Origin of the sequence: Massilia frigida (genome assembly GCF_011682175.1) — a bacterium.
Classification (GTDB): Bacteria; Pseudomonadota; Gammaproteobacteria; order Burkholderiales; family Burkholderiaceae_D; genus Telluria_A; species Telluria_A frigida.
In genome coordinates this window covers 1-24,318 of the sequence record NZ_WHJG01000014.1, presented here as the reverse complement: position 1 = coordinate 24,318, position 24,318 = coordinate 1, and the positions used below count along the sequence as shown (strand labels likewise).

Below are 24,318 nucleotides of genomic sequence, written 5' to 3'. Positions count from 1 at the left end.
AGTGAGCCTGGAAGGCACTTGCCATGGTTGGGACGGCGGATGCGCGCAGCGCACGGCGCGCGTCGCCCTTGCGGCGGCCAGGCCAGACGCACGCCACCTGATTATTGCGTGGCTGCGCCTGTGAGCGCAGCGCCAGCGTTCCCGGCTTTCAAATCGGCTTCAACCATGTGGAACAGTCTCACTGCACGGGCACGTCCGCTCTCGCCTTCTGTGGCCAACAAGGGCAGGTCGGGTGCAATGCCGGCCACCTCGTCGCTGCCGTCGGCGCGCAGGCGGACGCAGTCGGGCGCCTGGAAGCGCAATTGCGAATGCGCCAGCACCATCAGCCGCGGCTTTTGCATGTTGCCGCAGCCTAAACCCATGGTCGGAGCGCCGATGATCTTGGCGATGCCGTTGTCACGCATGGTCGCGGCGAACATCTCCGCCGCAGACGCGACCTTGCCGTTGGTCAGGACATAGACCGGCCCGCTCCACGTTCCACGGTAGGCATCGGCAACGGCGGGCCAGTAAAGCGCAGCGGCGGCCCCGGCCTGCCCAGGCGCGGCTGCCGGCAGAAAATCCACAGCGCCGCTGGCAAACCCGCCATCGATCAAACGGCTACAGGCTTCAGGGGAAAATGGCCGCCGTTCACGCCACACCCAGGACATATCGCAAACGCGCCCGGCGATCCCTGTTTTTCTGTTTTCAAAATCGCTCACGCCCTTGCGCAGCGCCGATTGCAGCTCGGCGTGGCCACCGAGGGGCATGGCCAAGGCATTGCGCAAACCAACGAGTTGCTCGTCAAAATACGCCGCGTTGGCCGGCGTCGCCGCCATCAGCAAGCGGGCGGACTTGACCGGCCGCGACGTGAACAGGCGCGCGGCCGAGTCGCCCGTATCGCCACCGCCACCGTTACTACCGACATCGACCACCACAGCGCTCACACCTTGCGCCTGCATTTGCTTGAGTTGGCCTGCCAGGGCTCCCAGCCAAGCCCCTTCCATGGCCTCTTCAAGCATCCTGGCGTCGAGCGGCGTTGCAGCCGTCTTCAATGCGGCCCATGTCGAATGGCAGAGCGCGGTGTATTCGGCCGTCACGAACGTGGGAATGCGGATCACCCCGATCCGCATGCCGGCCTGGGTGTGCAGGACGCCGGCCCGAAATACCTGCGCCATGCCGTCCGCCGTCAGGGTGAAATTGGCCAGGCCTTCGATCGGCAAGGAAAAGGGAATCGCGCTGGTCGGACCGACCCCGATCGCGGCACAGGCGCTCGCCGCATCCATCTTGTCGATCGCCGCCTTGGTCGGATTGTTGGCGTCCGCCCGGGCTGGCGCGATGGACGGTTTCTGGCGAAGATGGCCGTCGTGAAAGGCATTTACAAAAGCAAACAGGGCTGCTTTGGCGTCGTCCTCATTCTCGGCTTGCTGCAATATTCTCTGGGTACGACGATCAAGTTGGGGCAAGTTCACGCCACCTTGTGGGGAAGCAAACCAGGCCAGGTGGGAATACTGTTGTTCCAGGTGCTTTTTCAGCGACGCGTAATCGGCGAGCCATGGCTTGACGTCGAAGGCCGGCACCGGATCCGGGCGCACTGCGGACTGCGCAGCCTTGCTCAACATCGGCGTGCTGGCCACGATAAGCGCCGACAACACCGCCACGGCGGCGCTGCGCAGTCGCTGATGGGAGCCTGCCCGGCATGCGCTCATGTCCGGTGCTGGCGTCTTGTGGCTCGACATGAGGGAATTCCTGATAAAAATGCGTCGGCTGCAAGAAGACAGCGACTGAGTGGATGGGCAAACAGGCTAAATTATATCCCTGGCAATGTTTCTGAGGAAGTATAAGCTGGCTCGCCGATACGCATGCGTCGCTGTGCTGCCTTCCCGTCTTACGCGCTTACCACTTCATCTCGCCTTTGCTGACCTTGGCGCCGATATCCAGTGCCAGACCCGGCGGCGCATCTGGATACGCGCTCTTCATGCGCGCGATCAGCTCGCCGCTGTTGGCGGTCGCGGCCAGCGTTTGCTCGTAGTTCTTGAGGTAATTTTTGGTGTACGCAATGCTGCTGTCGTCAAGTTGCGTGCCCGCCTTCATATGCCCCGGAATGACCACCACGGGCTTGAGCGCCGCCATGTCGTCGAGCTGGGCGCTCCACGCGCCGCGCTGGGCCGCCGTTGGGGCGTCGGCCATCCACACATGCAGGTTGCCGAACACGCCGATGGTGCCCGTGATCGTCTTGATCGATGGAATCCACACGTACGGGCGATGCGCCAGCGCGCCTTGCGTGCCGCGTACTTCCACCGCCTGGCCATCCACGGTCAGGGTCATGCTCTGCAGCGCTGCGGGCAGGCTCGGTGCCGCCGGGGCGTTGGCGCCCATCTTGGGCGTCCAGAAGGCCAGCTTGGCCGCCATCTTTTCCTTGATTTTCTCGATCACTTGCGGCGTGGCCACCACTTGCGCTTGCGGAAAAATCTGCTTGAGCGTGTCGACGCCGAAGTAGTAATCCGGATCGGCCTGGCTGACCAGGATGGTCTTGAGCTGCTTGCCGCTGTCGAGCACGTTGGCGGCGATACGCAGCGCGTCGGCGCGGGTAAAGCCGGCGTCGATCACCATGGCTTCGGTCTCGCCATAAATCAGGGTGGAATTGACGTTGAAGCTGGCGCCATCGGCGTTGTAGACCTTGGTTTGCAGGGCGGGCGCGGCCAGGGCGTTGCTAAAGACCAGCGTGAGGGCGGCGCCGATGGCGGTGGTGCGGAACATAAGGACTCCGATAAAGTTGTTTTAAGGAAGCCTGAAGTGTAGTGAGGTCTTTCGTCCGGATAAACGGGTTAAACTGCTCATCACTGTTTCATGGATCGGACAAATGGATCGAATTACGGCAATGCGCGTCTTCGTCGAGGTGGCCAGCAGCGGCAGCTTCAGCGCCAGCGCGGACAAGCTCGACATGTCGCGGGCGATGGTGACGCGCTATGTGTCTGAAATGGAAACCTGGCTGGGTACGCGCTTGCTCCAGCGCACCACGCGCCGCGTGACGCTCACCGATGCTGGCGAGACCTGCCTGCGGCGCAGCCAGCAAATGCTGGCGCTGAGCGAGAATATGGAAGAGGAAACCGCCAGCGGGGGCGAACTGCGCGGCCTGTTGCGCGTCACCTGCAGCCTGTCCTTCGGCCATGCGCAGCTGGCGCAGGCGCTGGTGCGCTTCACGGCGCTCCACCCGCGTCTGAATCTCGACCTGAATCTGAACGAAGGCGCGCTCAATCTGGTCGAAGCGCGTATCGACCTGGCGATCCGCATCAGTGGCGAACCGTCGCCCTTGCTCATCGCGCGCCCGCTGGCGCAGTGCGATTCGCTGCTGGTGGCCGCGCCCGCTTACCTGGCCGCGCATGGGGCGCCGGCCGCGCCGCAGGAACTGGAAAAGCACCGCTGCCTCAGCCACGCTAACGTGGGGCGCAGCATCTGGTCATTCGCGCGCGACGGCGAAGCGGTCCAGGTCGGCGTGCTCAGCTATTTCAGCGCGAATGACGCAAGCACCCTGCTCGCAGCGGCCGTGGCCGGCGGCGGCATCGCCATGCTGCCGACCTATCTGGTCAACCCGGTGCTCGCCAGCGGGGCGCTGGCGCACGTGCTGCCGCAGTGGCGCGTGCCCGCCCTGACGATCTATGCGATCTATCCGTCGCGCCGGCAATTGTCGCCGGCGGTACGCGCCTTGCTTGATTTTTTGGTGGAATACTTTGCCGTGCTGCCGTGGTGACGCGGCGGCGTTCGGCAAACTCAGTACCGGACAAGTCACCGAAAAACAACGTTTTTTTAATTGTCGAGCGTGGTGGGAATCCCGAACTCGTCGTGCATGCCGCGCCGCAAAGCGGGTTTGGTCAACACTCGCAAGGACACGCTGATATGGACGGCGTTGTCGGACAAATACTCCGCTGCGCCACCCGTGCCCAGCATGGCTTGCAAGATAATGCCGACCTCAACCTTTTGCGCCGTGAGTGTATCGCCGCGCCCGATCACGCGCAAAGGGCGTGACTCGGGCCGCAGCGGGGCGGCCATGGCTGTGGCCACCGCGATGGAATCGTTACTGGCCTGAACAGGTCTGTTCAGCACCGCATCATCGAGTTCAGCGAAAATTTTCATTCTGGGATACTAAGGTTGATCGTACATGTGGTCGGTTCGCCAACACGCATAGAGTAAGGTCGCGAACAAGCATTGTATCTTATGCATTTTTATTAAATTAATGCAACTGAACAGTGCATTCAGGCCAACTTTGTTGCCCTAATGCGCTATCATGGCTTTCAGAGACCCTGATCAGCTCATCCATTTGAGCACAAAAAACGCCATGCAAATACCAAAAAGAGTGTTCCAGCTTGCGAAACAACCCGCACTGTCGGGTTTTAACGTCCTTGCCACGAAAACCCTGGCCGAAGCCGAGGTCAACCTGGAGAAGGCATTGAAAGGGGCCGCGCGCAGCAACGAGCGCCTGCTCATGAATGAGCGCCAGGGTTTGCGCGAGCACGGCACGGTTCTGTTGGCACGGATGCAGCACCATTTTGCCGAGTACCTCGAGCGCGCCATGCAGACCATGTACATGGACACGCGCGCCAGCCTCGAGGAGATCAGTGCGGACAACCTGACCCTCATCGAGGATGACGTCGTAACGCGGCAAATCGAGATCGACCGGATGGTGATGCGCCTGCGCGATGCCGGCCAGCCCAACCTCGGCCGCCTGAACCTCATGATCGCCCAGTTGCACGGCGACCCGGAGGTGCGCGAACGCGAAAATCCTTTCCGTCCCTATCTGCTGGCGCGCTCGCTGCATGAAGCCCTGCGCGAAACCATCAGGGACGAAGCCCAGTCGAAAGGCTTGTTCGATATTCTTTCAGTTGCGATGGTCCATTGCCTGCAAGGATACTACGTTGCGATAGAAGAAGTATTCAAATCGCGGGGCGTGTCCAGCAAGCTGACCGCCCGTCCCACGGCGCTCACGCGCGCCCAGCGCGACCGGCTCGCCTGGCAAAAGGCGGCCGAGCAGCTGATAGGCCATGGGGTGGCGGCCGAGCAGCTCATCGGCCATGGGATGGCGGGTGGGCGCGCCGACACGCAGCTGGGCAAACCAGCGCAGCCCAAGCAAGCCCGCATGCTGCCTGAATTACGCCGCATGATGCAGCAACACGGCGAGCTGCTGCCCGGCGCCCCGGCGCAGCCGCACGCGCCCGACTTGCAGGAAATGGTCTGGAATCTGTTCAACCAGCCGAAAACGCCGCGTCCGCCGCGCCATGACGAGGTCCCGGCCCCGGCCCCAGCCTCCGGCGGCCAGGCGCGCATCGCCCTCGATGCCCAGCTAAAAGAAATGCAACAGGCGCAACCGGCCCCTGCCGTCAGAGGCGCGCGCGCGCCCGGTCCGCTCGACTTGCGCGCCCGGCTTGCCGACGCGGCCGGCAGCGAGCCGGACCGGGTCACCGTCGACCTGGTCAGCCTGCTGTTCGAATCCATCGTGCACGACGAGCAATTGCCAGACGGCGTGCGCCAGCAACTCGGGCGCCTGCACGTGCCGTTCCTGCGCGCCGCCATGCTCGATCCATCGATGCTGCATGACGCCCGCCATCCCGCACGCCGCCTGCTGGACCGCATCGGCACGGTAGCGACCGGCATCACGCCCGAAATGGCATGCTACCCGGCACTGGAAGACGAAATCGACACGGTGCTGGACGGCGTGCTGGCGCGCTTCGACACGGACATGACGACCTTCGCCGACGGCCAGCGCAAGCTCGACCAGTTTGTCTCGACCTTGCTGCCGCGCGGCGACGTGGGCCTGGCGCGCTGCATCGATGCCATCGGCGCGGTCGAAGCGAGCAGTGCCCGCCAGAGCGATACCGCCACCACCCTGGGCGCCCTGCTCGACCCGCTCGATGTCGACCCGCGCATTGGCAATTTCATCACCGATATGTGGAGCCGCGTGCTGGTCCATCCGGGCGGCGACGCAGCCGCCAGCCAGGCGATGCTGGCCGAGCTGGTGTGGAGTGCGCAGGAAAAGAATACCCCTGAGGAGCGTGCCCAGATGGTCCGCATGCTGCCCAGCCTGGTCAAACGGGTACGCGAAGGATTGGCCGCGATCGGCATGGGCGAGACCGTGTCCAAGGCCGCGCTCGACCAGTTGGTGATGGTCCACATGGATGTGCTGGGCCAGCGCCAGCCGCCATCGGCCAACGCCATGGATCTGGAGCAGCTGCGCGCGCACTTCGCCGCGTTCGGCGAGGAGCGCGAAGCGGGCCAGGACGCGGTCAGCATCGGCCACGCCCAGCTTGAAGCGGCGCTGGAGCAGCGCGGCATCCGCGCCGAGCTGTACACGGACGCCGGCAAGAGCGCCGCGCACGCCACCGACGAGCGCGAATGGCTGGGCATGGCACTGCCGGGCGCCGGCTTCGAACTTGCCGTGGACGGGCGCTACGTGCCGGCGCGCCTCTCCGCGGTCAGCCCGCGCGGCAGCCTGTATCTGTTTTCGGTCAAGGGCCAGGCGGCGCCATCCACCTTCACCCGCGATGCCCTGCTGGCGGCGATGCAGAATGAAACCTTGCGCACGGTGGAACACGCGCCCGTGTTCGAGCGCGCCGTCGAGTCGCTGATGGCCGGCGCCGAAGCGCTCAGCGGCCACCACTAGTCACGCGCTTACAGCTGGCGCGCGCCGAAGGTATCGCACGAAGCGACCTTGCCATCGTCGAGGCCGCGCTTGAACCAGCGCGCGCGCTGCTCCGAGCTGCCGTGGGTGAATGAATCGGGCACCACATGGCCTTGCGACTGGCGTTGCAAGGCATCGTCGCCGATGGCGGTTGCCGCTTTCAGTGCGGCATCAACGTCGCCCTGCTCCAGGATTGCGCGCGACTGGTTGGCATGGAACGCCCAGACGCCGGCAAAACAGTCGGCCTGCAATTCCAGGCGCACCGACATCGCGTTCGCCTGTTTTTCGGTGCCGCGCTGGCGCGCCTCGTCGACCTTGTCGGTCAAGCCCATCGCATGCTGCACGTGGTGGCCGATTTCGTGGGCAATCACGTACGCCTGGGCAAACTCGCCCTCGACCTTGAAGCGCTCTTCCATCAGCTGGAAAAAGCTCATGTCCAGATACACCTTGCGATCGGCCGGGCAATAAAAAGGCCCGGTCGCTGCCTGACCGGCGCCGCAAGCGGTCTGGGTGCGGCCGGAATACAGCTGCAAGGCCGGCTTCTGGTAAGTGCCACCCTGTTCGCGGAACAAATTGGTCCAGACATCTTCGGTATCGGCCAGCACCACGCGCACGAATTTGGAACCGCGGTCGTTGGCCGGCACGCCCCGGGCTTGCCCCTGTTGCTGCTGTACCGGCACCGCGCCGCCGCCGCCACTCATGATATTGAGCAGGGTCATCGGATTGATGCCGAAGATCCAGCCGCCGACCAGCGCAATGACGATCGTACCGATGCCGACCGAGCGTCCGCCGAAGCCAAATCCGCCCCCGCCGCCACCGCCCGAACCGCGTACGTCTTCCACGTTGTCGCTTTCGCGATTACCTTCCCATTTCATGTTCTGCTCCACAATGCATTTTGTTAATCTTATAATGACTTTACGCTGAAAGCCAATTTCCTGGCGCACACAGTAACCTTCGCGTCCGCATTCCCGCGACAACCTGCCCTGCTGCCACCCATGCCCGAGCCATCGACTCACTTTCTCCTGACCGGCGCCGCCCTCAGCGCCGCCGCCGCCGCGCTGCATCTGGCTTGCATTGCCGGCGGTCCCGCATGGTACCGCGCCCTCGGTGCCGGCGAGCCGATGGCGCGCATGGCCGAGTCCGGTTCATGGTATCCCGCCATCGTCACCCTGGGCATCACTGTCGTGCTGCTGGTCTGGGCCGCGTACGCCCTGTCGGGCGCCGGCGTGCTGCCGCGCCTGCCATTGCTGCGCATTATCCTGTGCGCCATCACCGCCGTCTACATGGCGCGCGGCCTGGCCTTGGTGCCGATGATGATCCTGATGCCCGGCCGCAGCGTGGTGTTCTGGGGCTGGAGCTCGGCCATTTGCCTCGGTATCGGCATCGTGCACGTGCTCGGCCTGCGCCAGGCCTGGGCCTCGCTGTGAGCGCGCCGCCGGCATGATCGATATCCTGGTGCGCGTACTGCTCATGCCGCCGATGAGCCTGATCGTGCTGATCCTGGCCGGCTACGCCCTGCGGCGGCGCTGGCCGCGCTGCGGACGCGCCGTCAGCGGCGTGGGACTGGCCGCGCTGCTGGTGCTGTCGACCAATGCCGGCTCGCTGCTGCTGGTGCAGCCGCTCGAAGGGCTCACGGCGCCCCTGGCCGACGCCCGCGCCAGCGGTGCCCAGGCCATCGTCGTGCTGGCCGCCGGCAATGTGCATGCCGCACCCGAATACGGCGCCGACATTCCCGACGACGTGGCCCTGGTGCGCTTGCGCTACGCGGCCCACCTGCAGCACGCAACCGACTTGCCGCTGCTGGTCAGCGGGGGCAATGGCGAACCGGACAAGGGTATTCCGCCCAAGGCCAGCACCATGGCGCGCGCCCTGCGCGACGACTTCCGCACCGCCGTCGCCTGGACCGAGGAACGCTCGGCCGACACCACCCAGAACGCCATCTACAGCGCCGCCATCCTCAAGGCGGCCGGCGTGCGGCGCGTGCTGCTGGTCACGCACGCCATGCACATGCCGCGCGCCGAACGCGCCTTCGTGGCGGCCGGACTGGAAGTGGTGCCGGCCCCGACCATGTTCTACGCGCGCAGTACGCTCTCGCCGCTCATGTTCGTGCCCGGCTGGAGCGGCCTGTTCCGTTCGTATTACGCCACCCACGAATGGATCGGCTTGGCGTGGCAGCGCATTAACTGACCGGCCGGCTGCACTGCCGATCTGGCTGTTGGCCGGACCGCCGGGAGCGCTGCCGATTGGGCTATCGACGGGCCCCCCAGGCGCACTGCCGATCTGGCTGTCGGCCGGGCCACCGGCAACGCTGCCGATCTGGCTGTCGGCCGGGCCACCGGCAACGCTGCCGATCTGGCTGTCGACCGAACCGCCGTGAGCGCTGCCGGCCGGTCTGCCGCGTGCGCGCTCGATCAGCCCGCCCAGCATCTCCAGCGGCAGCGGAAAGACAATCGTGGTGCTCTTGTCGCTCGCCAAGGTGCCCAAGGTTTGCAGATAGCGCAACTGCATCGCGCCCTGCTGCTGCGACAGCACATTGGCCGCCTGCATCAATTTTTCCGATGCCTGCAATTCCCCCTCCGCGTGGATGACCTTGGCGCGCCGCTCGCGTTCCGCCTCCGCCTGGCGGGCAATGGCGCGCACCATCGATTCGTCCAGGTCGACATGCTTGATTTCGACATTGGCGACCTTGATGCCCCAGGCGTCGGTCTGGGCATCGAGCACCTGCTGGATATCGATGTTGAGCCGTTCGCGCTCGGCCAGCATGTCGTCGAGCTCATGCTTGCCCAGCACCGAACGCAGGGTGGTCTGCGCCAGCTGGCTGGTCGCTTCGAGAAAGTTGGCCACCTGGATGATGGCGCGCTCGGGATCGATCACGCGGAAGTACAGCACGGCGTTGACCTTGACCGATACATTGTCGCGCGAAATCACGTCCTGCTTGGGCACGTCGAGCACGATGGTGCGCAAGTCCACCCGCACCATTTGCTGCAGCACGGGAATCAGCAGGATCAGCCCCGGTCCCTTGACCGACCAGAAACGCCCCAGCTGGAACACCACGCCCCGTTCGTACTCGCGCAGGATGCGCACTGAGTTCGCCAGCAAAACCAGCAACAACAGCAACAGCAGGAACAGCAGGAACAGCAGCGGGCCGCGTCCAGACCCGAATCCATTATCGAACATCGTTATTCTCCTTGTTTGACATGGTTGACCGGGACCACGTCGAGCCGCGTCCCCTTGCGCGCCAGCACCCGCACCGTCTGCCCGGGCCGCAGGGCGGCGCCGCTGGCCACGCGCCAGGTTTCACCGTTGACGTTGGCCCAGATATCGGTGCCGCCCGCGCCGATGACCTCGGCGAGGCTGCCGACCAGGGCGTTCGGCCCGCCCGCCACCGCGCGCCGGCGCGTCCTGAACGCCCCCCCGCCATGCCCGCCAGCAGCAGCGCGCTGACGATGGCCAGCGGCACCACCACGGCGGCCGGCACGCCATAGCCGGGCAAGTCGGTATCGACCAGGATCAGCGCCCCGGCCACGAAGGCCGTCATGCCGCCCAGGCCGAGCACGCCGAAGCTGGGCAGGAACGCCTCCGCCACCATGAAGGCGAGGCCGAGCAGGATCAGGCCGAGTCCGGCATAGTCGAGGGGAAGCAGGTGCAGGCCGTACAAGCCCGGCAGCAGGCACAGCATACCCACCACGCCGGGCGCGACCGCACCCGGACTCATGAATTCGAACAGCAGGCCGTCAATCCCGATGCTCATCAGGATCAGCGCCACCGAGGGATCGGAGATCACGCCCAGCAGCCGCGTGCGCCAGTCGGGATCGGCCCGATGCAGCGGCGCGCCGCGCGTGTGCAGGGTCGGCGTGCCCGTGCGCAGCGTGACCTGCCTGCCGTCGGCCAGCGCCAGCAGCGCCACCACATCGCCGGCCACGTAGTCGATCACGCGTGCGTCCAGGGCGTCCGCCGCGGGCAGGCTGGACGCGTCGCGCACCGAGCGCTCGGCCCATTCCGCGTTGCGCCCGCGCAGCGCGGCCAGCGCGCGGATGTAGGCGGCGGCATCGTTGAGCTGTTTGCGGGCCATGGGCGTGGCGGCGCGGTCACCGGCGCTGCCGGGTCCATCTTTGGTGGTGTCTTTGTCGTAGCCGCCGCGCGTGCCGCCCGCGCCCCGCCTTGGCGCGGCTCCGGGCAGCCCGTCAGCGCCCCCCGCTGCCGGGCCGCCCAGTTGCACGGGCGTGGCCGCGCCCAGGTTGGTGCCGGGCGCCATGGCGGCGATGTGGCTGGCCATCAGGATGAAGGTGCCGGCGCTGGCCGCGCGCGCCCCCGGGGGCGACACGTAGACGGCCACTGGCAGGCGCGCGCCGGGAATGGCCTTGACCGCCGCGCGCATGGATGTGTCGAGCCCGCCCGGCGTGTCGAGCGCGATGATCACCAGCTGGTGCCCGTCGCGCGCGGCGCGTTCAATGCCACGCGCAATATAGTCGGCACTGGCCGCGCCGATGGCGCCGTCGACCGTGAGCAAGGTGACCGGAGCCGGCGCGGCGGCCGCCGGCGGCCACATCAGCAACAAAAGAAAGGTGGCGCAGGCGACCAGCAAGCGCGGCAGGGACAGCAGCCCGGCTCCGGCAGCGGCAAACCAAGCATGCGTGATGCGCCTCATCGCTCCCCCGGCATGGGACCCCGTGTCCCGCCTTACCTGGGGTTAGAAACCGGACCAGCGTTTTGGTTCCGTATTTTGATTACGCCGGCTAGACCAGCAGTGCGGCGCTCATCGATTTGACTTCGTCGGCCGACTCGTGAAGGATCGCTTGCAGGGTGTCGTTGTCGATGACGAAGTCGAGCACCGAATCGGCATGCTCGGGCAGCGGCTCGTCGGGCACGCCCAGCGGCGAGCGCACGGGCGCGAACTGATTGGCCAGCAGCAGGGTGTCGAGCAAGGTGCTCGGCGGCATGGTGAGCCAGCCATCGCGCAGGGCCAGGATGGCCTGGGTGACGGTCTCGGGAATGGCGAGTTTTTTCAGCACTTCGCGGCTGACCACTTCCTCGCACAATTCCGCCCATTTTTCGGGATCGTCGTCCAGCAGGCCGGGAAATTCATCGGCGCGCGAGAGCAGGTAAAAACCGCCCACCTCGTGCACGATGGCCGCGAACATGGCGGTATCGGGATTGACGAAGGTAACGCGCCGCGCCAGCACCTGGGCCAGCGCCGCCACGTGGGCCGTATGCTCCCACAATTGTTCAGCCTTGGCGCGCAGCACCGGATCGACGATGCGCATGCCGAACTGGCGCACCACGAGGCTGGCGACCAGGGTCTGCAAGCTGCGGTAGCCCACCCGCATGACGGCCGCGCGCACATTCGTGATCGGGGTGTCGCCATTGCGGTTGAATGCGGCCGAGTTGGCCAGCGCGACGGTGCGCGCGGCCAGTTGCGGCTCGCCCAGCACCAGCTTGATGGCATCTTCGATATGACAATCGGGATTGTCGAGTGCGAGTTGCAGGCGCAAGGCGGCGTTCACGCTGGTGGGGAGAGTGATCTCCCCGCGTGCGGCTTGGGCGGCAATATATCCAAAGGCTTCTAGTCTGTTCACGGGAAAATTATACCTTGGGCCGGGTGCCACACCATGGATTGCAGCGACAAAGCCCCGAACGGTGCAGCAATGCAACACAATCGCATCGTCGCGCCGTACGGGGCCGCAGTTTTCTGCTGCCGTCCCGCTGTTCCGGGGCGGCCTGGGTAGTAGGAGAGCCGGCTTACTTGACCTTGATCGCGCTCTTGACCGACGTCACGCCATCGACGCTCTTGGCCAGGCGCACGGCTTTCTCGGCATCGGCCTTGGAATCGACGAAGCCGCTCAGCATGACTACGCCTTTTTCGGTTTCCACGTGGATCGCCATCGATTTCAGCTCAGGCTCCTTGAAAATGTCGGCCTTGACCTTGGTCGTGATGACCGCATCGGCCATGACAGCACCCGATTTGTCGGCCATGCGGTCGGTCTTGTTGGCCATGCTGTCGGCGGCGCGCTCGGTTTTATCGGCCAGGGTATCGATCGCGCGCTCGGTCTTGGCAGCCATGCTGGCGCCGGCGGCACGGGTCTTGTCGGCGGCATTGTCGACCGCGTTGGCGCTGCGCTGGGCGGCGCTGTCGGCCGCCATGTCGGTGCGGTTGGCCACGGCGCCGGTGGTGGTGGTCGTGGTGGCCGCGCTACGGTTATTGTTATCGACCAGGCAGCCGGTATTCGGGCTACCCGCGACCTGGGCGCATTTGTCCACCGCCGCCGCCTTGGTGGCGTCGGTGGTGGTGGTGCGGGTCACCGGGCTCATGGTATCGGTGGTGCCGCTGCTGGCGAGCTGGATGTCGCGGTCCGCCTTGACATCGGCCAGCGCCGCGGTGTGGACCGCGCGCGCATTGCTCAGGCAACTATCTTTTTCGGCGCCCATGGCGTCGGCGCACTTGACCTTGGCCAGCGCGTAGTCGGCGTCAGCCAGGTCGGTGCGGGCCTTGGTACGGCCTTTGAGGGTATTGTTGTAATCGGTCAGGGCTGCCAGGTCGGCGCGCGCGCGCACCACCTTGGCTTCTTCCATGCACAGGCTGCGGGCGTTGCCGCTCATGTCCTTGCACTGCGCCGAGGCGGCCTTGTAGTCGGCGGCGGCCTTGAGCGTCATCGTGCGGTAGGTCGCGGTATCGGTCTTGGTGGGCGTCTCGGCGGCGTAGGCGCTGGCGAAAGCGGCGCTGAGGGCGGCGGCAAGCAATGTGGCGACGATAGGTTTCATGGTGAAGTCCCTTAAATGTATGGTTGTTGGTAGACGGATTTAACATCCTAAGCACGCACAACATCTGTGCGACAACGTACATACGGACGCAAAAGGACTATCGATATCTGTTTAATCGTTCATCGGCCTGGGCAAATAGATTCTCATTGGCATCTTGCGGCCCCTCGGCCAGGGCGCGTTCGAGCAGGGCCACGGTGTCGTGCTTGGGTTCGCGGAAACGGGTGCGCACGCGCAGCATTTCATTGACCAGGGCCGTGTAGCGCTCGGGATGGAAGCGCGCGATCCAGGCCACCGAGGTCATGTCGGCGTAGGCTTCCTCGGTGCGCACGCGGCGCGTGAACCAGTCGCGCAGCGGACCGATCCAGGCCACCACCGGCAGCAGTTTTTCGTTGTGCGGATAGCCGCGCAGGCGGCGGTGGCAATGCCCCACTTCGTGCATCGCCGCGCCCGCCAGAAAAGGTTCGAGCAGGTCGGGGGCAATCATGGAACTGAGCTTGTCGGCGGTCGGATTATTGCTGGCCGAGACGACCAGGGTGCAGCGCCCGTTTTCGCTGGCCAGCCCGACCGGCGTGTGGCCGGGCAAACCATTGCCGTCCACCACTTCCAGGTCGATCGGCAAGCCCTGCGCGCGGCCATACGCGACCGCCTCGGTGGCGGCGGCGATCCACTGGGCTTCGGTGGCGGGAGCGGCTGCCGATGCCGCCGGGCCGGCCAGCGCCAGCAGCACGGCGGCGCACAGCTTATTCATCGTTGAGCAAGCCGGCTTGCCACATCGTCACGGCGTCGTCGAAGGGGCTGGCGCCGTGGCCGAAACCGTCGGCATGCTTCGCCAGGCGCACCCAGGCGCGGGTATCGTGGCCGCTGCGCTCGACCGGCACGGCGTCGCGCAGGGTCGACAGCCAGGCGTACACGCGGCCGTATTGGGCAGGATGCTGGCGCTGGACCCAGGCCAGCGCCACCAGGTCGGCAAAGCCTTCCTCGCGCCGCATTTCACGCATGGCTTTCGATGCGGCCAGCAACTGCCCATCGTGCGCCTGTTCGTCGCCGGTTTCAACGAAGCCGGCCGGCAGCGCGTGCCACACGCCCTGCACGTAACGCCAGCAATGGCCGATTTCGTGGGCGGCCATGGTTTCGATCAGCAGCGCGCGCTCGCCTTCTGGCACGCTGTGCAAGATATGTTCGGCCTCGGGATTGCCGCGCATCGACAGCACCAGCTTGCAGCGGCCATCGACAAATCCCATCGCCAGCGGCACATCGCCGGGGCGGGCTTTTGGTTGTACGGTGATATCTATTGGCAAGTTCATACGTTGCGAATACGCCAACACGGGCGCGGCGGCGTTCAACCAGCGCGTTTCCAGCTCGGTGAGGGTGGCGCCAGCAGTGGCGGCAACGGGAATCAAGGCGAACAGGGCAGTCAAAAGGTGCTTTAACATGGCGTTTCCTCAGGAGGTCTATAAATGCCTAAGAGCAATAATATAGACCTCCCGGACGCTTTGGGAGAAATATCTTTCCTTGTGGAAAATTCTCAACATGGCGCTATGTCAAGCTAGCGCTGGCGCAAACAATCAGATCGTTTCCCACTGGTCAGCAACAATGTTAGTGCTGGCAATCTTGCCGGGCCGGCGCGTCGATAGCGGCGCAGCCGGCACGCTCATTTTGCCTTCGCCAATGCCGCCGCCGTGGTGAATGCCGGCCGGATATCGTTCGGCACCGATTTCATCTTGTCGAGCGCCTTCTGCACATCCGGGCGGATCACCACGTACCTGGCCATCATCTCCTTGGCGCGGGCATAGTCGCCAGTGGCTTCGATGGTCAGGAATTCGCGGTTCAGGTCGATCACCGCCTGCTTGATCTTCTTGAAATCGACCGAGAACGTGCCGTCGCCGTGCGACACGAAGCCGCCCTGATCGAGCAGGTAATTGAGCTGGATCGCCATGCCGCGCGCGTGCGAATCGGTCAGGCCGAAATGCAGCGTGCGAAATGCCGATGCCAGGAAGGTGTTATACAGCTTGCGCTCGGCCAGTTCGCCCTGCCCCAGCGTGTCTTTCAGCTGGCCCTTGTCCATCATGTACGCCAGCGCCCACAGGCCGGCCATGTCGGCCTTGGCTTCCTCGATGGTCGAATACGCGTCTTTCAGGTCCTGGCGCGGGGTCGACGGCTTGCCATCCTGGGTGGTGCTGTGGGGACCGAGGCCATGGGTGATTTCATGCGCCAGGATGTGCGTGAAGAAGGAGTCGAAATCGAGGTCCTTTTGCGCTTCCGGCCGCAGCACCAGTCTGGTGATCGGCGTCAGGGTCGATGTGAACTTCGCTTCCTGGATATTTTTCAGCATCACGCGCCTGGAACCGCGTTGGCTGATGATCCGCTCATCGTTCGGCAGGTTGTAGGCGGCCGTCTGCACGCCCATATTGCCGTCGCCGGCGCCATACACCTGGTTGACCACCACCATCGGCGCGAGCGCACCGACCTTGGGATTGCGGTACTGCTTGTCGAGCGGCAGGTTGTCTTCCAGTTCCTGCATGTGCTTGCTGAAGAAATCGAGCTTCCGGGTTTCTTTCTCATCGCGGATATTCACGTACGCCTCGAACGCCGCCTTGTATCCGAACAGTTCATCGTTATACGTCTCGTAAGGGCCGATGGTGATATCGACCGGGGAATCGAGATCCATCCACGCGAAATCCGAGGCCAGGTAATCGTTCGATAAAAACGCATCGGCGCGCAGGGTCAGGAATTTCTTGAGCGAGGCATTGGCGGTCGATGCCGCCGCGTCGCGCAGCAGCGCGGCCAGTTTTTCCAGCTCGGCCTTGTATTCCCCGGCGTAGGTGACGGTCTTGAATTTGCCCTCGGCGCCAGTGCGGATGGTGGTGAAGAACCACTGCGCCTGTTCCTTGTCCTTGGGCGCGAGCGCGTTCATCCACGCTTCCAGCGACGCCTTGGTCGCGCCTTCGGGGTAGAAATTGGCGCCTTCCGGTTTCTTGGCCGGGATGGTGATGCCGGCGTAGGTGGCGGGCATGAAGGAGTCGTTACCGTCGAGGATGGACCACGGGCCTTTGTTCAGCCAAAAATAATTCAGGCGCGCCTTGCCGACGGCGCTTTTGTCTTTCTTGAGCGCGCTCCACAGGGCTTCGTTGTGGGCCCAGCGCTGGCGCAACTGTAAGGTATCGATGATCTTGGCCGCTTCGATCAGTTTGACGATGGCGGCCTTGTCGCCTTTGGACAGGGTCGAGGTATCGGCGCGCAGGTCGACCGGCGCGAAGCGCTTGGCCATCTGGTTCAGTTGGGCGACGCTGGCGGGCTGCCCGGCGGTGGCGCTGGCGCCGGCCAGCATCAGGAGGACGGGAATAAGAAGTTTTTTCATGAGCCTTGGCATAAATAGGTAGATATCGCCCCACCTACCCGTCGTTCCTGCCATTGGCAGAAACGACTTCCCGCGCAGGCGGGAACGACGCCGTAAGGGAGGTTCCGGCAACGACTGGCAAAAACAGCATCCTGATTCTATCGCGCCCGCGCCCCGCCTTCCATACTCGTTTGCGACAGGACCGGCATTCGGCCCTGCGCCACCTGAAGGAGTGAGCAATGTATCTGATGTCGATCGGAGCCGGCGTGCTGGTAGGGATCATCTACGCACTGATCCAGGTGCGTTCGCCCGCCCCGCCAGCCATCGCACTGCTGGGCCTGCTTGGAATGCTGATCGGCGAACAGATGGTCCCGATCGCCAAGCGCGTCATCGCCGGCGAACCGCTCACGAGCGCCTGGTTCGCCACCGAATGCGCCCCAAAAATCACCGGCCTGCAAGCGCCAGCACAAGACAAGGACCCGGCATGAGCGCCTCCCTCATCCTGATCAACGGCCGCTTCCACACCACCGACCGTTCCAACCCGGCCGCCAACGCGGTCGCCATCGGCGGCGAGCGCTTCATCGCGGTGGGCGATTGCGCCGACGTGATGCGCCACCGCGACGCCAGCACCCAGGTCATCGACCTGGCCGGCCGCACTGTCATCCCGGGCCTGAACGACTCGCACATGCACCTGATCCGCGGAGGCCTGAACTACAACCTGGAACTGCGCTGGGAAGGCGTGCCCTCGCTGGCCGATGCCATGCGCATGCTGCGCGAACAGGCCGCACGCACGCCATCGCCGCAATGGGTACGCGTGGTCGGCGGCTGGACCGAATTCCAGTTCGCCGAAAAGCGCATGCCGACCATCGAGGAACTCAACGCCGCCGCCCCCGACACGCCGGTCTTCGTGCTGCACCTGTACGACCGCGCCCTGCTCAACCGCGCCGCGCTGCGGGCGGTCGGCTACACCCGCGACACGCCCAACCCGCCGGGCGGCGAAATCGTGCGCGACGCCGCCGGCAACCCGACCGGCATGCTGATCGCCCGGCCCAACGCGATGATCCTGTACGCCACCCTGGCCAAGGGCCCTGCCCTGCCGCTCGAACACCAGGTCAACTCCACGCGCCAGTTCATGCGCGAACTCAATCGCCTGGGCGTGACCAGCGTGATCGACGCCGGCGGCGGCTTCCAGAACTTCCCCGACGATTACGCCATCGTCGACCAGCTCGCGCGCGACAACCAGCTCACGGTGCGCATCGCCTACAACCTGTTCACCCAAAACAAGGGCGCCGAACTGCAGGACTTCCAGGCCTGGAGCAGATTGATCAAGCCGGGCGACGGCAGCGACTACTACCGCCACAACGGCGCCGGCGAAATGCTGGTGTTCTCGGCCGCCGACTTCGAGGATTTCCTCGAACCGCGTCCCGAACTGGCCGCCGGCATGGAAGACGAACTCGAAAAAGTCGTGCGCCACCTGGTCGAACAGCGCTGGCCGTTCCGCCTGCACGCCACCTACGATGAATCGATCTCGCGCATGCTCGACGTGTTTGAAAAGGTCAACCGCGACATTCCCTTCGACGGCCTGCGCTGGATGTTCGACCACGCCGAAACCATCACCCCGCGCAATATCGACCGCGTGCGCGCGCTCGGCGGCGGCATCGCGATCCAGCACCGCATGGCCTTCCAGGGCGAGTATTTCGTCGAACGCTACGGCGCCGAAGCGGCCCGCCACACCCCGCCCATCGCACGCATGCTGGAGGCCGGCGTGCCGGTCGGCGCCGGCACCGACGCCACCCGCGTGGCCAGCTACAACCCGTGGACCGCGCTGTACTGGCTGGTGTCCGGCCGGACCGTCGGCGGCTTGCGCCTGTATGGCGCCGACCAGCAGATGCCGCGCGCCACCGCGCTCGAACTGTGGACCTCGGGCAGCGCCTGGTTCTCCAGCGAGCAGCACCAGAAGGGCCGTATCAAGGCAGGACAGCTGGCCGACCTGGCGGTGCTGTCGGCCGACTTTTTCAGCGTGCTTGACGACGACATCAAGGCGCTCGAATCGGTGCTCACGGTGGTCGGCGGCAAGGTGGTATACGGCGCCGGCGACTTCGCGCCGCTGGCGCCGGCCCCGATTCCCGTGCTGCCCGACTGGTCGCCCGTGAAGACCTTCGGCGGCCATTACCGGCCAGCGGCAAGCCGCACGGCGCTGCCGCACCTGTGCGCCGGGTCTTGCGGCGTGCATGGCCATGCCCATGGCATCGCGCGCAAATCGACCGTTCCTGTGACCAGCCATAACGGCTTCTGGGGTGCGCTCGGCTGCAACTGCTTCGCGTTCTGACCAACCCAATTTTTCAACCAAGGAGTGCATTGCATGAATCCGAAACTCGACGTCCTGACGCCACACAACTCGCAACTGATCTTCATCGACCACCAGCCGCAAATGGCGTTTGGCGTGCAGTCGATCGACCGCCAGGTCCTCAAGAACAACACGGTGGCGCTGGCCAAGGCCGCCAAGGCGTTCAACATCCCGACCGTGATCACCACCGTCGAAACGCAAGCGTTTTCCGGCCACACCTATCCGGAACTGCTGGACGTGTTCCCGGGCCAGAAGATCCTTGAGCGCAGCTCGATGAATTCGTGGGATGACCAGAAGGTGCGCGATGCCTTGAAAGCCAACGGCCGCAAAAAGGTCATCGTGGCCGGTTTGTGGACGGAAGTGTGCAACAACAGCTTCGCGCTGTGCGCCATGGCGGAAGGCGACTACGAGATCTACATGGTGGCCGATGCATCGGGTGGCACCTCGAAGGAAGCGCACGACTACGCGATGCAGCGCATGATCCAGGCCGGCGTGGTGCCGGTGACCTGGCAGCAGGTGATGCTGGAATGGCAGCGCGACTGGGCACACCGCGAGACCTATGACGCGGTAATGGCGATCGTGCGCGAACACTCGGGCGCGTACGGCATGGGCGTCGATTACGCCTACACGATGGTGCACAAGGCAGCCGAACGCACGACGGGCGAACACGAAGTGCTGGCGCCAGTACCGGCACGCTAAAAAAATGCCGTCGTTCCCGCGCCAAGGCGGCACTCGGCGGGAACCCAGGTAAGTGCCGCAGACGGAGCGCAAAACTTGGGTTATCGCCGGGGCGCCCACCCCTGTACGGGAAGTCGTTTCTGGCAATGCCAGGAACGACGGTGGTTAAATCAAGCACCTACAAAAATATACCTACCATGTCCACAAACGACAACCAGAAAACCCTCTCCCGCCGCGCAGCCATCACCGCCGGCGCTTCCCTGGCCGCCGCCATCCCGCTGGCCGCCCTCACCTCCAGCGCCCAGGCAGCACCCGTCGCCGCCATCAAACGCACCTCCAGCACCATCACCACCAAAGACGGCGTCGAACTGTATTACAAAGACTGGGGCACCGGCCAGCCGGTCGTGTTCTGCCACGGCTGGCCCCTGAACAGCGACAGCTGGGAATCGCAGATGTTCCACCTTGCGAACAATGGCTTCCGCGTCATCGCCCACGACCGCCGTGGCCACGGCCGTTCCAGCCAGCCCTGGACCGGCAACGACATGGACCACTACGCCGACGACCTGGCCCAGGTCATCGAAGCGCTGGACCTGAAAAACGCCATCCTGATCGGCTTCTCGACCGGTGGCGGCGAAGTGGCCCGCTACGTCGGCCGCCACGGCACCAAGCGCGTCGCCAAACTCGGCCTGATCTCGGCGGTCCCGCCGCTCATGCTCAAAACCGCCGACAACCCGGGCGGCCTGCCGATGGATGTCTTCGACGGCATCCGCAGCGCCTGCGTCAAGGACCGCTCGCAGTTCTACCTCGACCTCGCCTCCGGCCCGTTCTACGGCTTCAACCGCCCTGGCGCCAAGCCATCGCAAGGCCTGATCAACGCCTGGTGGATGCAGGGCATGATGGCCGGCCACAAGAACACCTACGATTCGATCAAGGCGTTCTCCGAAACCGACTTCCGCGCCGACCTGAAAAAGTTCGACAAGCCGACCCTGATCATCCACGGCGCCGACGACCAGATCGTGCCGATCGACGCCGCCGGCAAGGCGTCTGCCGCCATCGTCAAGGACGCCAAGCTGATTATCTACCCCGGCGCCCCGCACGGCCTGACCGACACCCACAAGGACAAGGTCAACGCCGACATTCTCGCTTTCGCCAAATCGTGACTCCCGACCAGCGCAACCGCCTTCGCAGCATCGACATGGGCTTCCTGGCGGGCTACGTGGACACCCTGGGCTTCGTCGCCCTGTTCGGATTGTTCACCGCCCATGTGACCGGCAACTTCGTGTTGATCGGGGTTGCGCTGGCCGACGCTTCCAAGGCGTCGATCCTGCTCAAGTTCCTGGCCTTCCCCGCCTTCATCGCGGGCATCGCCATGGCGCGCCTGCTGATCCTCGCCGCCGAACGGCGCCAGTGGCCGGTGCTGAAACTGGCCTTGCTGCTGCAAGTGGTCCTGCTGGCCGGCTTCATGCTGGCCGGGATGGCCGCCGCGCCCATCGGCGAGGGCGCCTCCTTCCTGGCCATGACGGCAGGCCTGTCAGGCACTGCCGCCATGGGCGCACACAGCGCCAGCAGCCGCCTGCTGCTCGCGCAACTGGCGCCCACCTCCATGATGACCGGGAACGTGACCCAGGTCGTCATCGACAGCATCGACGTGCTGCGCGGCGCCGGCGACGCCGCCATCAGCGCGCGCTGCGGCAAATTCTTCTGGCCCCTGCTGGCCTTCGGCACCGGCGCCATCGCCGCCGCCTTTGCGTTCATGGCGTTCGGCTTCATCGCGCTGCTCGTCCCGATCGCCATCCTGTGCGCCGAAATGGCGCTGCCCGAACCGGCCAAGGGGCCCGCATGAACAAAGTCCGCCTCGAAGCGTTCAGCGATGGCGTCATCGCCATCATCATCACCATCATGGTGCTGGAACTGAAAACCCCGCACGGCACGGCGCCGCACGACCTGGCGCCGGTACTGCCGGTGATGCTGCGCTACCTGCTCAGCTTCATCTACGTGGGCATCTACTGGATCAACCACCACTACCTGTTCGACCAGGTGCAGAAGGTCGACGGCCTGGCCATGTGGGCCAACCTGCACCTGCTGTTCTGGATTTCGCTGATCCCGTTCGTCACCGCCTGGGCCGGCGAACATCCGTTCGAATCGGTCCCGGTGGCCATGTACGGCGCGGTGCTGCTGATGTGCTCCATCGGCTTCGTGGTGCTCGACGAGGTGCTGCGCCGGCGCGGCGCGGGCAGCGCGCACCCGAGCTGGATGGAACGCAAGAACCTGGCGTCGATGCTGCTGTATGCGCTCGCGATCCCGCTCGCCCTGTGGTACGCGCCAGCCGGCTCCATCGTGCACGTGGTCGTCGCCGCGATGTGGCTGCGCCCGCGCTCACCCGCTTGATGCCACGGCGCGGATGGTATCATCGCGCGCCATGAACAGCGACCGGCCGAGCGCGCAGCGAACAGGACGAACAACGTATGAAACCGCACAGCATGTCCCGCACACGCTGGTGGCCCCGGGCCATCCTTGCGCTGCTGCTCGCGTTCAGCGCCTCCGCACAGGCGCAAGTGCGCTCGCTCGACCAGCTGGAGCACCGGCGCTGGGTCGCGGCCGACGGCGGTCCGAGCCAGGTCGGCGCCATCGCCCAGACGCGCGACGGCTACCTGTGGCTGGGCACCAATGAATCGCTGTTCCGCTTCGACGGCTTTCGCTTCGTGCGCTACGAAGCGCCCGGCCTGAACACGCTGAACATCGTCGCTTCGCTGCTGGCGGTCGACGATGAACTGTGGGTCGGCCTGCGTTTCGGCGGCGTGCGCGTGATCGGCCCGCACGGCATGCGCGAACACCTGCCCGGCCCCAACCTGCCGGAAGGCGCCATCTACGGCATCGCGCGCGACCGCGCCGGTGCGGTCTGGGTCGCCGCCGACGACGGCCTGGCGCGCTACGACGGCAGCCACTGGGAACTGGTCAGCGCCAACTGGCACTTCCCCGGCAAAAAAGCGCGCGCTGTCTTCGTCGACGGCGGCGGCGCCGTGTGGGCCGCCAACGAAAACCGCCTCCTGTACCTGCCCAAGGGCGAACGCCGTTTCATCGACAGCGGCCTGGCGGTCGACTGGGTCAGCCAGATCGCGCAGGCGCCCGATGGCGCCATCTGGCTCACGGAACGCTACAGCGGCAAGATCCACCGCGTGGTACTGCTGGACGGCCACCTCACTTACGGCTCCCTCGCCACCGGCACGCCGGCCATCGGCCTGCTGTTCGACCGCAGCGGCGGCCTGTGGCTCAGCACCACCGGCAACGGCGTCCAGTACGTCGCCAACCCCACCAGCATCGGCGCCCTGAAATCGCGCACCGCGTTTACCGCGCGCGACGGCTTGAGTTCGGACTTCATCTGGAAGATGCTCGAGGACGGCGAAGGCAACCTCTGGGTCGGCAGCAACGGGGGGCTGGACCGCTTCCGCCAGCGCGCGCTGATGCCGGCCGGCTTTCCACCCGGGTCGCTCAACTTCGCCCTCGTCGCCGGCAACGACGGCAGCCTGTGGGCGGGACCGAGCAACCGGCCCGCCATGCGCCTGATGGACGGCGGCATGGACATGCTGGACATGCCGGCGCCGGTATCGTGCGCGATGCGCGATCTTGAGGGCACCATCTGGATGGGCGGCCCTTCCGGCATCTGGCGCTCGCGCGGCGCGCGCCTGGAAAAATTCGCCGACCTGCCGCCGGCCGCCCTGGCCGAATCATCGGTGCGGGCGATGGCGCGCGACGCCGCCGGCGACCTGTGGGTATCGTTCAACCGCCTTGGCCTGTTCCGCCTGCACGACGGCGTGTGGATCGCCACGCCGCCGCCGTCGCCCGCGGCCAACCAGCGCATGCCGGTCACCGCCTCGGCCGACGCCAAAGGGCGGCTATGGTTCGGCTACCGCGACAACCTGCTGGTCACGCGCGAAGGCGACGGCGAAAAGCGCTGGGGCCAGGCGGACGGCATGGACATTGGCCACGTCACCGCCCTTACCCATCACGGCCAGCGCACCTGGGTCGGCGGCCAGCGTGGCATCGGCTACATCGACGGCGAGCGCTATCACGCGCTGCGCCTGCCCGACAATGGCCTGTTCGCCAATATCTACGCCATCATCGTGGTGCCGCTCAAGGATGGCAGCGGCGATGACCTGTGGGTGCACTCGCGCTCGGGCATTTTCCAGCTGACCGCCGCCGAACTGGCGCGCGCCTACGCCACTGCGGATTACCGCATCGGCTACCGCTCGTACGACCTGATGGGCGGGCTGGCCAACGACCCGTACCAGGTGCTGCCGCTGCCCACGGCGGTGCGCAGCCGCGACGGCCGGCTGTGGTTCTCGACCAGTAACGGCGTGGCCTGGATCGATCCGGAGCGTCCGCATCCCGAACTGGCCGGACCGACGGTGCTGATCGAATCGGTGCACGTGGACGGCGTGCGCGCCGCCCGCGGCGCGCCCGCCCCCCATGCCGCCGGCGCCCCGCGCAACGCGCTCGCCGACACGGCGGGGGGGTTGTGGGCCCCCGCACGGCGGAGCGTTGGCTATG

The 24,318-nt window shown here is 65.5% G+C and carries 21 protein-coding genes and 2 pseudogenes; 11 read left to right on the top strand and 12 right to left on the bottom strand.

The genetic code is table 11. The features are described from left to right. Nucleotides 1-101 precede the first annotated feature (101 nt). Nucleotides 102-1,715 carry a S41 family peptidase gene (locus F2P44_RS15220; protein ID WP_167087811.1) on the bottom strand — a complete coding sequence of 538 codons (1,614 nt, stop codon included), beginning with the start codon at nucleotides 1,713-1,715 and terminating at the stop codon, nucleotides 102-104. Between the two features lie 157 nt (nucleotides 1,716-1,872). After that, nucleotides 1,873-2,736 carry an MBL fold metallo-hydrolase gene (locus F2P44_RS15215; protein WP_167087809.1) on the bottom strand — a complete coding sequence of 288 codons (864 nt, stop codon included), beginning with the start codon at nucleotides 2,734-2,736 and terminating at the stop codon, nucleotides 1,873-1,875. Between the two features lie 103 nt (nucleotides 2,737-2,839). On the opposite strand from F2P44_RS15215, the gene F2P44_RS15210 reads away from it, so the two are divergent. After that, nucleotides 2,840-3,727, top strand: coding sequence for a LysR family transcriptional regulator (locus F2P44_RS15210; RefSeq protein ID WP_167087807.1), 888 nt, complete (start codon nucleotides 2,840-2,842; stop codon nucleotides 3,725-3,727). Between the two features lie 56 nt (nucleotides 3,728-3,783). On the opposite strand, the gene F2P44_RS15205 is transcribed toward F2P44_RS15210, so the two are convergent. After that, a complete protein-coding gene (locus tag F2P44_RS15205; protein WP_167087805.1) occupies nucleotides 3,784-4,110 on the bottom strand; it encodes a hypothetical protein in 327 nt (108 codons plus the stop codon). Nucleotides 4,111-4,312: 202 nt separating this feature from the next. Between F2P44_RS15205 and F2P44_RS15200 the strand changes: the two genes are divergently transcribed. Continuing rightward, on the top strand, nucleotides 4,313-6,631 hold the full coding sequence (locus F2P44_RS15200; protein WP_167087803.1) for a DUF1631 family protein: 2,319 nt from the start codon (nucleotides 4,313-4,315) through the stop codon (nucleotides 6,629-6,631). 8 nt (nucleotides 6,632-6,639) lie between these two features. On the opposite strand, the gene ypfJ is transcribed toward F2P44_RS15200, so the two are convergent. Then, the gene (gene ypfJ, locus F2P44_RS15195; protein WP_167087801.1) at nucleotides 6,640-7,524 is read right to left on the bottom strand and encodes a KPN_02809 family neutral zinc metallopeptidase; all 885 of its coding nucleotides are present in this window, start codon (nucleotides 7,522-7,524) and stop codon (nucleotides 6,640-6,642) included. 120 nt (nucleotides 7,525-7,644) lie between these two features. Here ypfJ and F2P44_RS15190 point away from each other — a divergent pair, with 120 nt between their 5' ends. After that, nucleotides 7,645-8,076 (top strand): hypothetical protein, encoded by a 432-nt coding sequence (locus tag F2P44_RS15190; RefSeq protein WP_167087799.1) that lies wholly within the window; start codon nucleotides 7,645-7,647, stop codon nucleotides 8,074-8,076. A 13-nt stretch (nucleotides 8,077-8,089) separates the two neighbouring features. Continuing rightward, nucleotides 8,090-8,836: a YdcF family protein gene (locus F2P44_RS15185; protein ID WP_167087797.1), complete on the top strand. Its 747-nt coding sequence runs from the start codon at nucleotides 8,090-8,092 to the stop codon at nucleotides 8,834-8,836. Nucleotides 8,837-9,052: 216 nt separating this feature from the next. Here F2P44_RS15185 and F2P44_RS15180 read toward each other — a convergent pair. The 8 genes and pseudogenes from F2P44_RS15180 to F2P44_RS15150 form a co-directional block, all read right to left on the bottom strand. Then, nucleotides 9,053-9,826, bottom strand: a pseudogene (locus tag F2P44_RS15180) (slipin family protein); the annotation flags it as partial. A 2-nt stretch (nucleotides 9,827-9,828) separates the two neighbouring features. Continuing rightward, nucleotides 9,829-10,035: an NfeD family protein gene (locus F2P44_RS35535; RefSeq protein ID WP_370662700.1), complete on the bottom strand. Its 207-nt coding sequence runs from the start codon at nucleotides 10,033-10,035 to the stop codon at nucleotides 9,829-9,831. Nucleotides 10,036-10,130: 95 nt separating this feature from the next. Continuing rightward, nucleotides 10,131-11,198 (bottom strand): annotated as a pseudogene (locus tag F2P44_RS36815) (NfeD family protein); the annotation flags it as partial. A 187-nt stretch (nucleotides 11,199-11,385) separates the two neighbouring features. After that, nucleotides 11,386-12,225 (bottom strand): HDOD domain-containing protein, encoded by an 840-nt coding sequence (locus F2P44_RS15170; RefSeq protein ID WP_167087795.1) that lies wholly within the window; start codon nucleotides 12,223-12,225, stop codon nucleotides 11,386-11,388. 163 nt (nucleotides 12,226-12,388) lie between these two features. Next, nucleotides 12,389-13,408: a BON domain-containing protein gene (locus F2P44_RS35530; protein ID WP_167087794.1), complete on the bottom strand. Its 1,020-nt coding sequence runs from the start codon at nucleotides 13,406-13,408 to the stop codon at nucleotides 12,389-12,391. Between the two features lie 97 nt (nucleotides 13,409-13,505). Continuing rightward, entirely contained in the window at nucleotides 13,506-14,156 is a 651-nt protein-coding gene (locus F2P44_RS15160; RefSeq protein WP_167087792.1) for a hypothetical protein, read from the bottom strand. Continuing rightward, complete coding sequence (locus F2P44_RS15155; protein WP_167087790.1) at nucleotides 14,149-14,841, bottom strand: hypothetical protein; 693 nt, start codon at nucleotides 14,839-14,841, stop codon at nucleotides 14,149-14,151. Before F2P44_RS15155 ends, F2P44_RS15160 begins: the two co-directional genes overlap by 8 nt. A 218-nt stretch (nucleotides 14,842-15,059) precedes the next feature. Then, nucleotides 15,060-16,766 carry a DUF8614 domain-containing protein gene (locus tag F2P44_RS15150; protein ID WP_167087788.1) on the bottom strand — a complete coding sequence of 569 codons (1,707 nt, stop codon included), beginning with the start codon at nucleotides 16,764-16,766 and terminating at the stop codon, nucleotides 15,060-15,062. Nucleotides 16,767-16,984: 218 nt separating this feature from the next. On the opposite strand from F2P44_RS15150, the gene F2P44_RS15145 reads away from it, so the two are divergent. The 7 genes from F2P44_RS15145 to F2P44_RS15115 all read left to right on the top strand — a co-directional run. Further along, nucleotides 16,985-17,233: a DUF1427 family protein gene (locus F2P44_RS15145; RefSeq protein WP_167087786.1), complete on the top strand. Its 249-nt coding sequence runs from the start codon at nucleotides 16,985-16,987 to the stop codon at nucleotides 17,231-17,233. Then, complete coding sequence (locus F2P44_RS15140) at nucleotides 17,230-19,074, top strand: amidohydrolase (protein ID WP_167087784.1); 1,845 nt, start codon at nucleotides 17,230-17,232, stop codon at nucleotides 19,072-19,074. Before F2P44_RS15145 ends, F2P44_RS15140 begins: the two co-directional genes overlap by 4 nt. Nucleotides 19,075-19,107: 33 nt before the next feature. Continuing rightward, the gene (locus tag F2P44_RS15135; RefSeq protein WP_167087782.1) at nucleotides 19,108-19,791 is read left to right on the top strand and encodes a hydrolase; all 684 of its coding nucleotides are present in this window, start codon (nucleotides 19,108-19,110) and stop codon (nucleotides 19,789-19,791) included. A gap of 176 nt (nucleotides 19,792-19,967) precedes the next feature. After that, on the top strand, nucleotides 19,968-20,930 hold the full coding sequence (locus F2P44_RS15130) for an alpha/beta fold hydrolase (RefSeq protein ID WP_167087780.1): 963 nt from the start codon (nucleotides 19,968-19,970) through the stop codon (nucleotides 20,928-20,930). Then, complete coding sequence (locus F2P44_RS15125) at nucleotides 20,927-21,613, top strand: YoaK family protein (protein WP_167087778.1); 687 nt, start codon at nucleotides 20,927-20,929, stop codon at nucleotides 21,611-21,613. Before F2P44_RS15130 ends, F2P44_RS15125 begins: the two co-directional genes overlap by 4 nt. Beyond that, entirely contained in the window at nucleotides 21,610-22,158 is a 549-nt protein-coding gene (locus F2P44_RS15120; protein ID WP_167087776.1) for a TMEM175 family protein, read from the top strand. Before F2P44_RS15125 ends, F2P44_RS15120 begins: the two co-directional genes overlap by 4 nt. Nucleotides 22,159-22,250: 92 nt before the next feature. Beyond that, the coding region (locus F2P44_RS15115) for a ligand-binding sensor domain-containing protein (RefSeq protein ID WP_223165041.1) at nucleotides 22,251-24,318 on the top strand (2,068 nt) is incomplete at its 3' end.

Bases quoted from the DNA above. Each gene is read 5' to 3' on its own strand.
- F2P44_RS15155 (WP_167087790.1), bottom strand. From the start codon at position 14,841: ATGTTAAAGCACCTTTTGACTGCCCTGTTCGCCTTGATTCCCGTTGCC.
- ypfJ (WP_167087801.1), bottom strand. From the start codon at position 7,524: ATGAAATGGGAAGGTAATCGCGAAAGCGACAACGTGGAAGACGTACGC.
- F2P44_RS15120 (WP_167087776.1), top strand. From the start codon at position 21,610: ATGAACAAAGTCCGCCTCGAAGCGTTCAGCGATGGCGTCATCGCCATC.
- F2P44_RS15215 (WP_167087809.1), bottom strand. From the start codon at position 2,736: ATGTTCCGCACCACCGCCATCGGCGCCGCCCTCACGCTGGTCTTTAGC.
- F2P44_RS15160 (WP_167087792.1), bottom strand. From the start codon at position 14,156: ATGAATAAGCTGTGCGCCGCCGTGCTGCTGGCGCTGGCCGGCCCGGCG.
- F2P44_RS15210 (WP_167087807.1), top strand. From the start codon at position 2,840: ATGGATCGAATTACGGCAATGCGCGTCTTCGTCGAGGTGGCCAGCAGC.
- F2P44_RS15205 (WP_167087805.1), bottom strand. From the start codon at position 4,110: ATGAAAATTTTCGCTGAACTCGATGATGCGGTGCTGAACAGACCTGTT.
- F2P44_RS15130 (WP_167087780.1), top strand. From the start codon at position 19,968: ATGTCCACAAACGACAACCAGAAAACCCTCTCCCGCCGCGCAGCCATC.
- F2P44_RS15220 (WP_167087811.1), bottom strand. From the start codon at position 1,715: ATGTCGAGCCACAAGACGCCAGCACCGGACATGAGCGCATGCCGGGCA.
- F2P44_RS15150 (WP_167087788.1), bottom strand. From the start codon at position 16,766: ATGAAAAAACTTCTTATTCCCGTCCTCCTGATGCTGGCCGGCGCCAGC.
- F2P44_RS15190 (WP_167087799.1), top strand. From the start codon at position 7,645: ATGCCCGAGCCATCGACTCACTTTCTCCTGACCGGCGCCGCCCTCAGC.
- F2P44_RS15200 (WP_167087803.1), top strand. From the start codon at position 4,313: ATGCAAATACCAAAAAGAGTGTTCCAGCTTGCGAAACAACCCGCACTG.
- F2P44_RS15135 (WP_167087782.1), top strand. From the start codon at position 19,108: ATGAATCCGAAACTCGACGTCCTGACGCCACACAACTCGCAACTGATC.
- F2P44_RS15140 (WP_167087784.1), top strand. From the start codon at position 17,230: ATGAGCGCCTCCCTCATCCTGATCAACGGCCGCTTCCACACCACCGAC.
- F2P44_RS15185 (WP_167087797.1), top strand. From the start codon at position 8,090: ATGATCGATATCCTGGTGCGCGTACTGCTCATGCCGCCGATGAGCCTG.
- F2P44_RS35530 (WP_167087794.1), bottom strand. From the start codon at position 13,408: ATGAAACCTATCGTCGCCACATTGCTTGCCGCCGCCCTCAGCGCCGCT.
- F2P44_RS15145 (WP_167087786.1), top strand. From the start codon at position 16,985: ATGTATCTGATGTCGATCGGAGCCGGCGTGCTGGTAGGGATCATCTAC.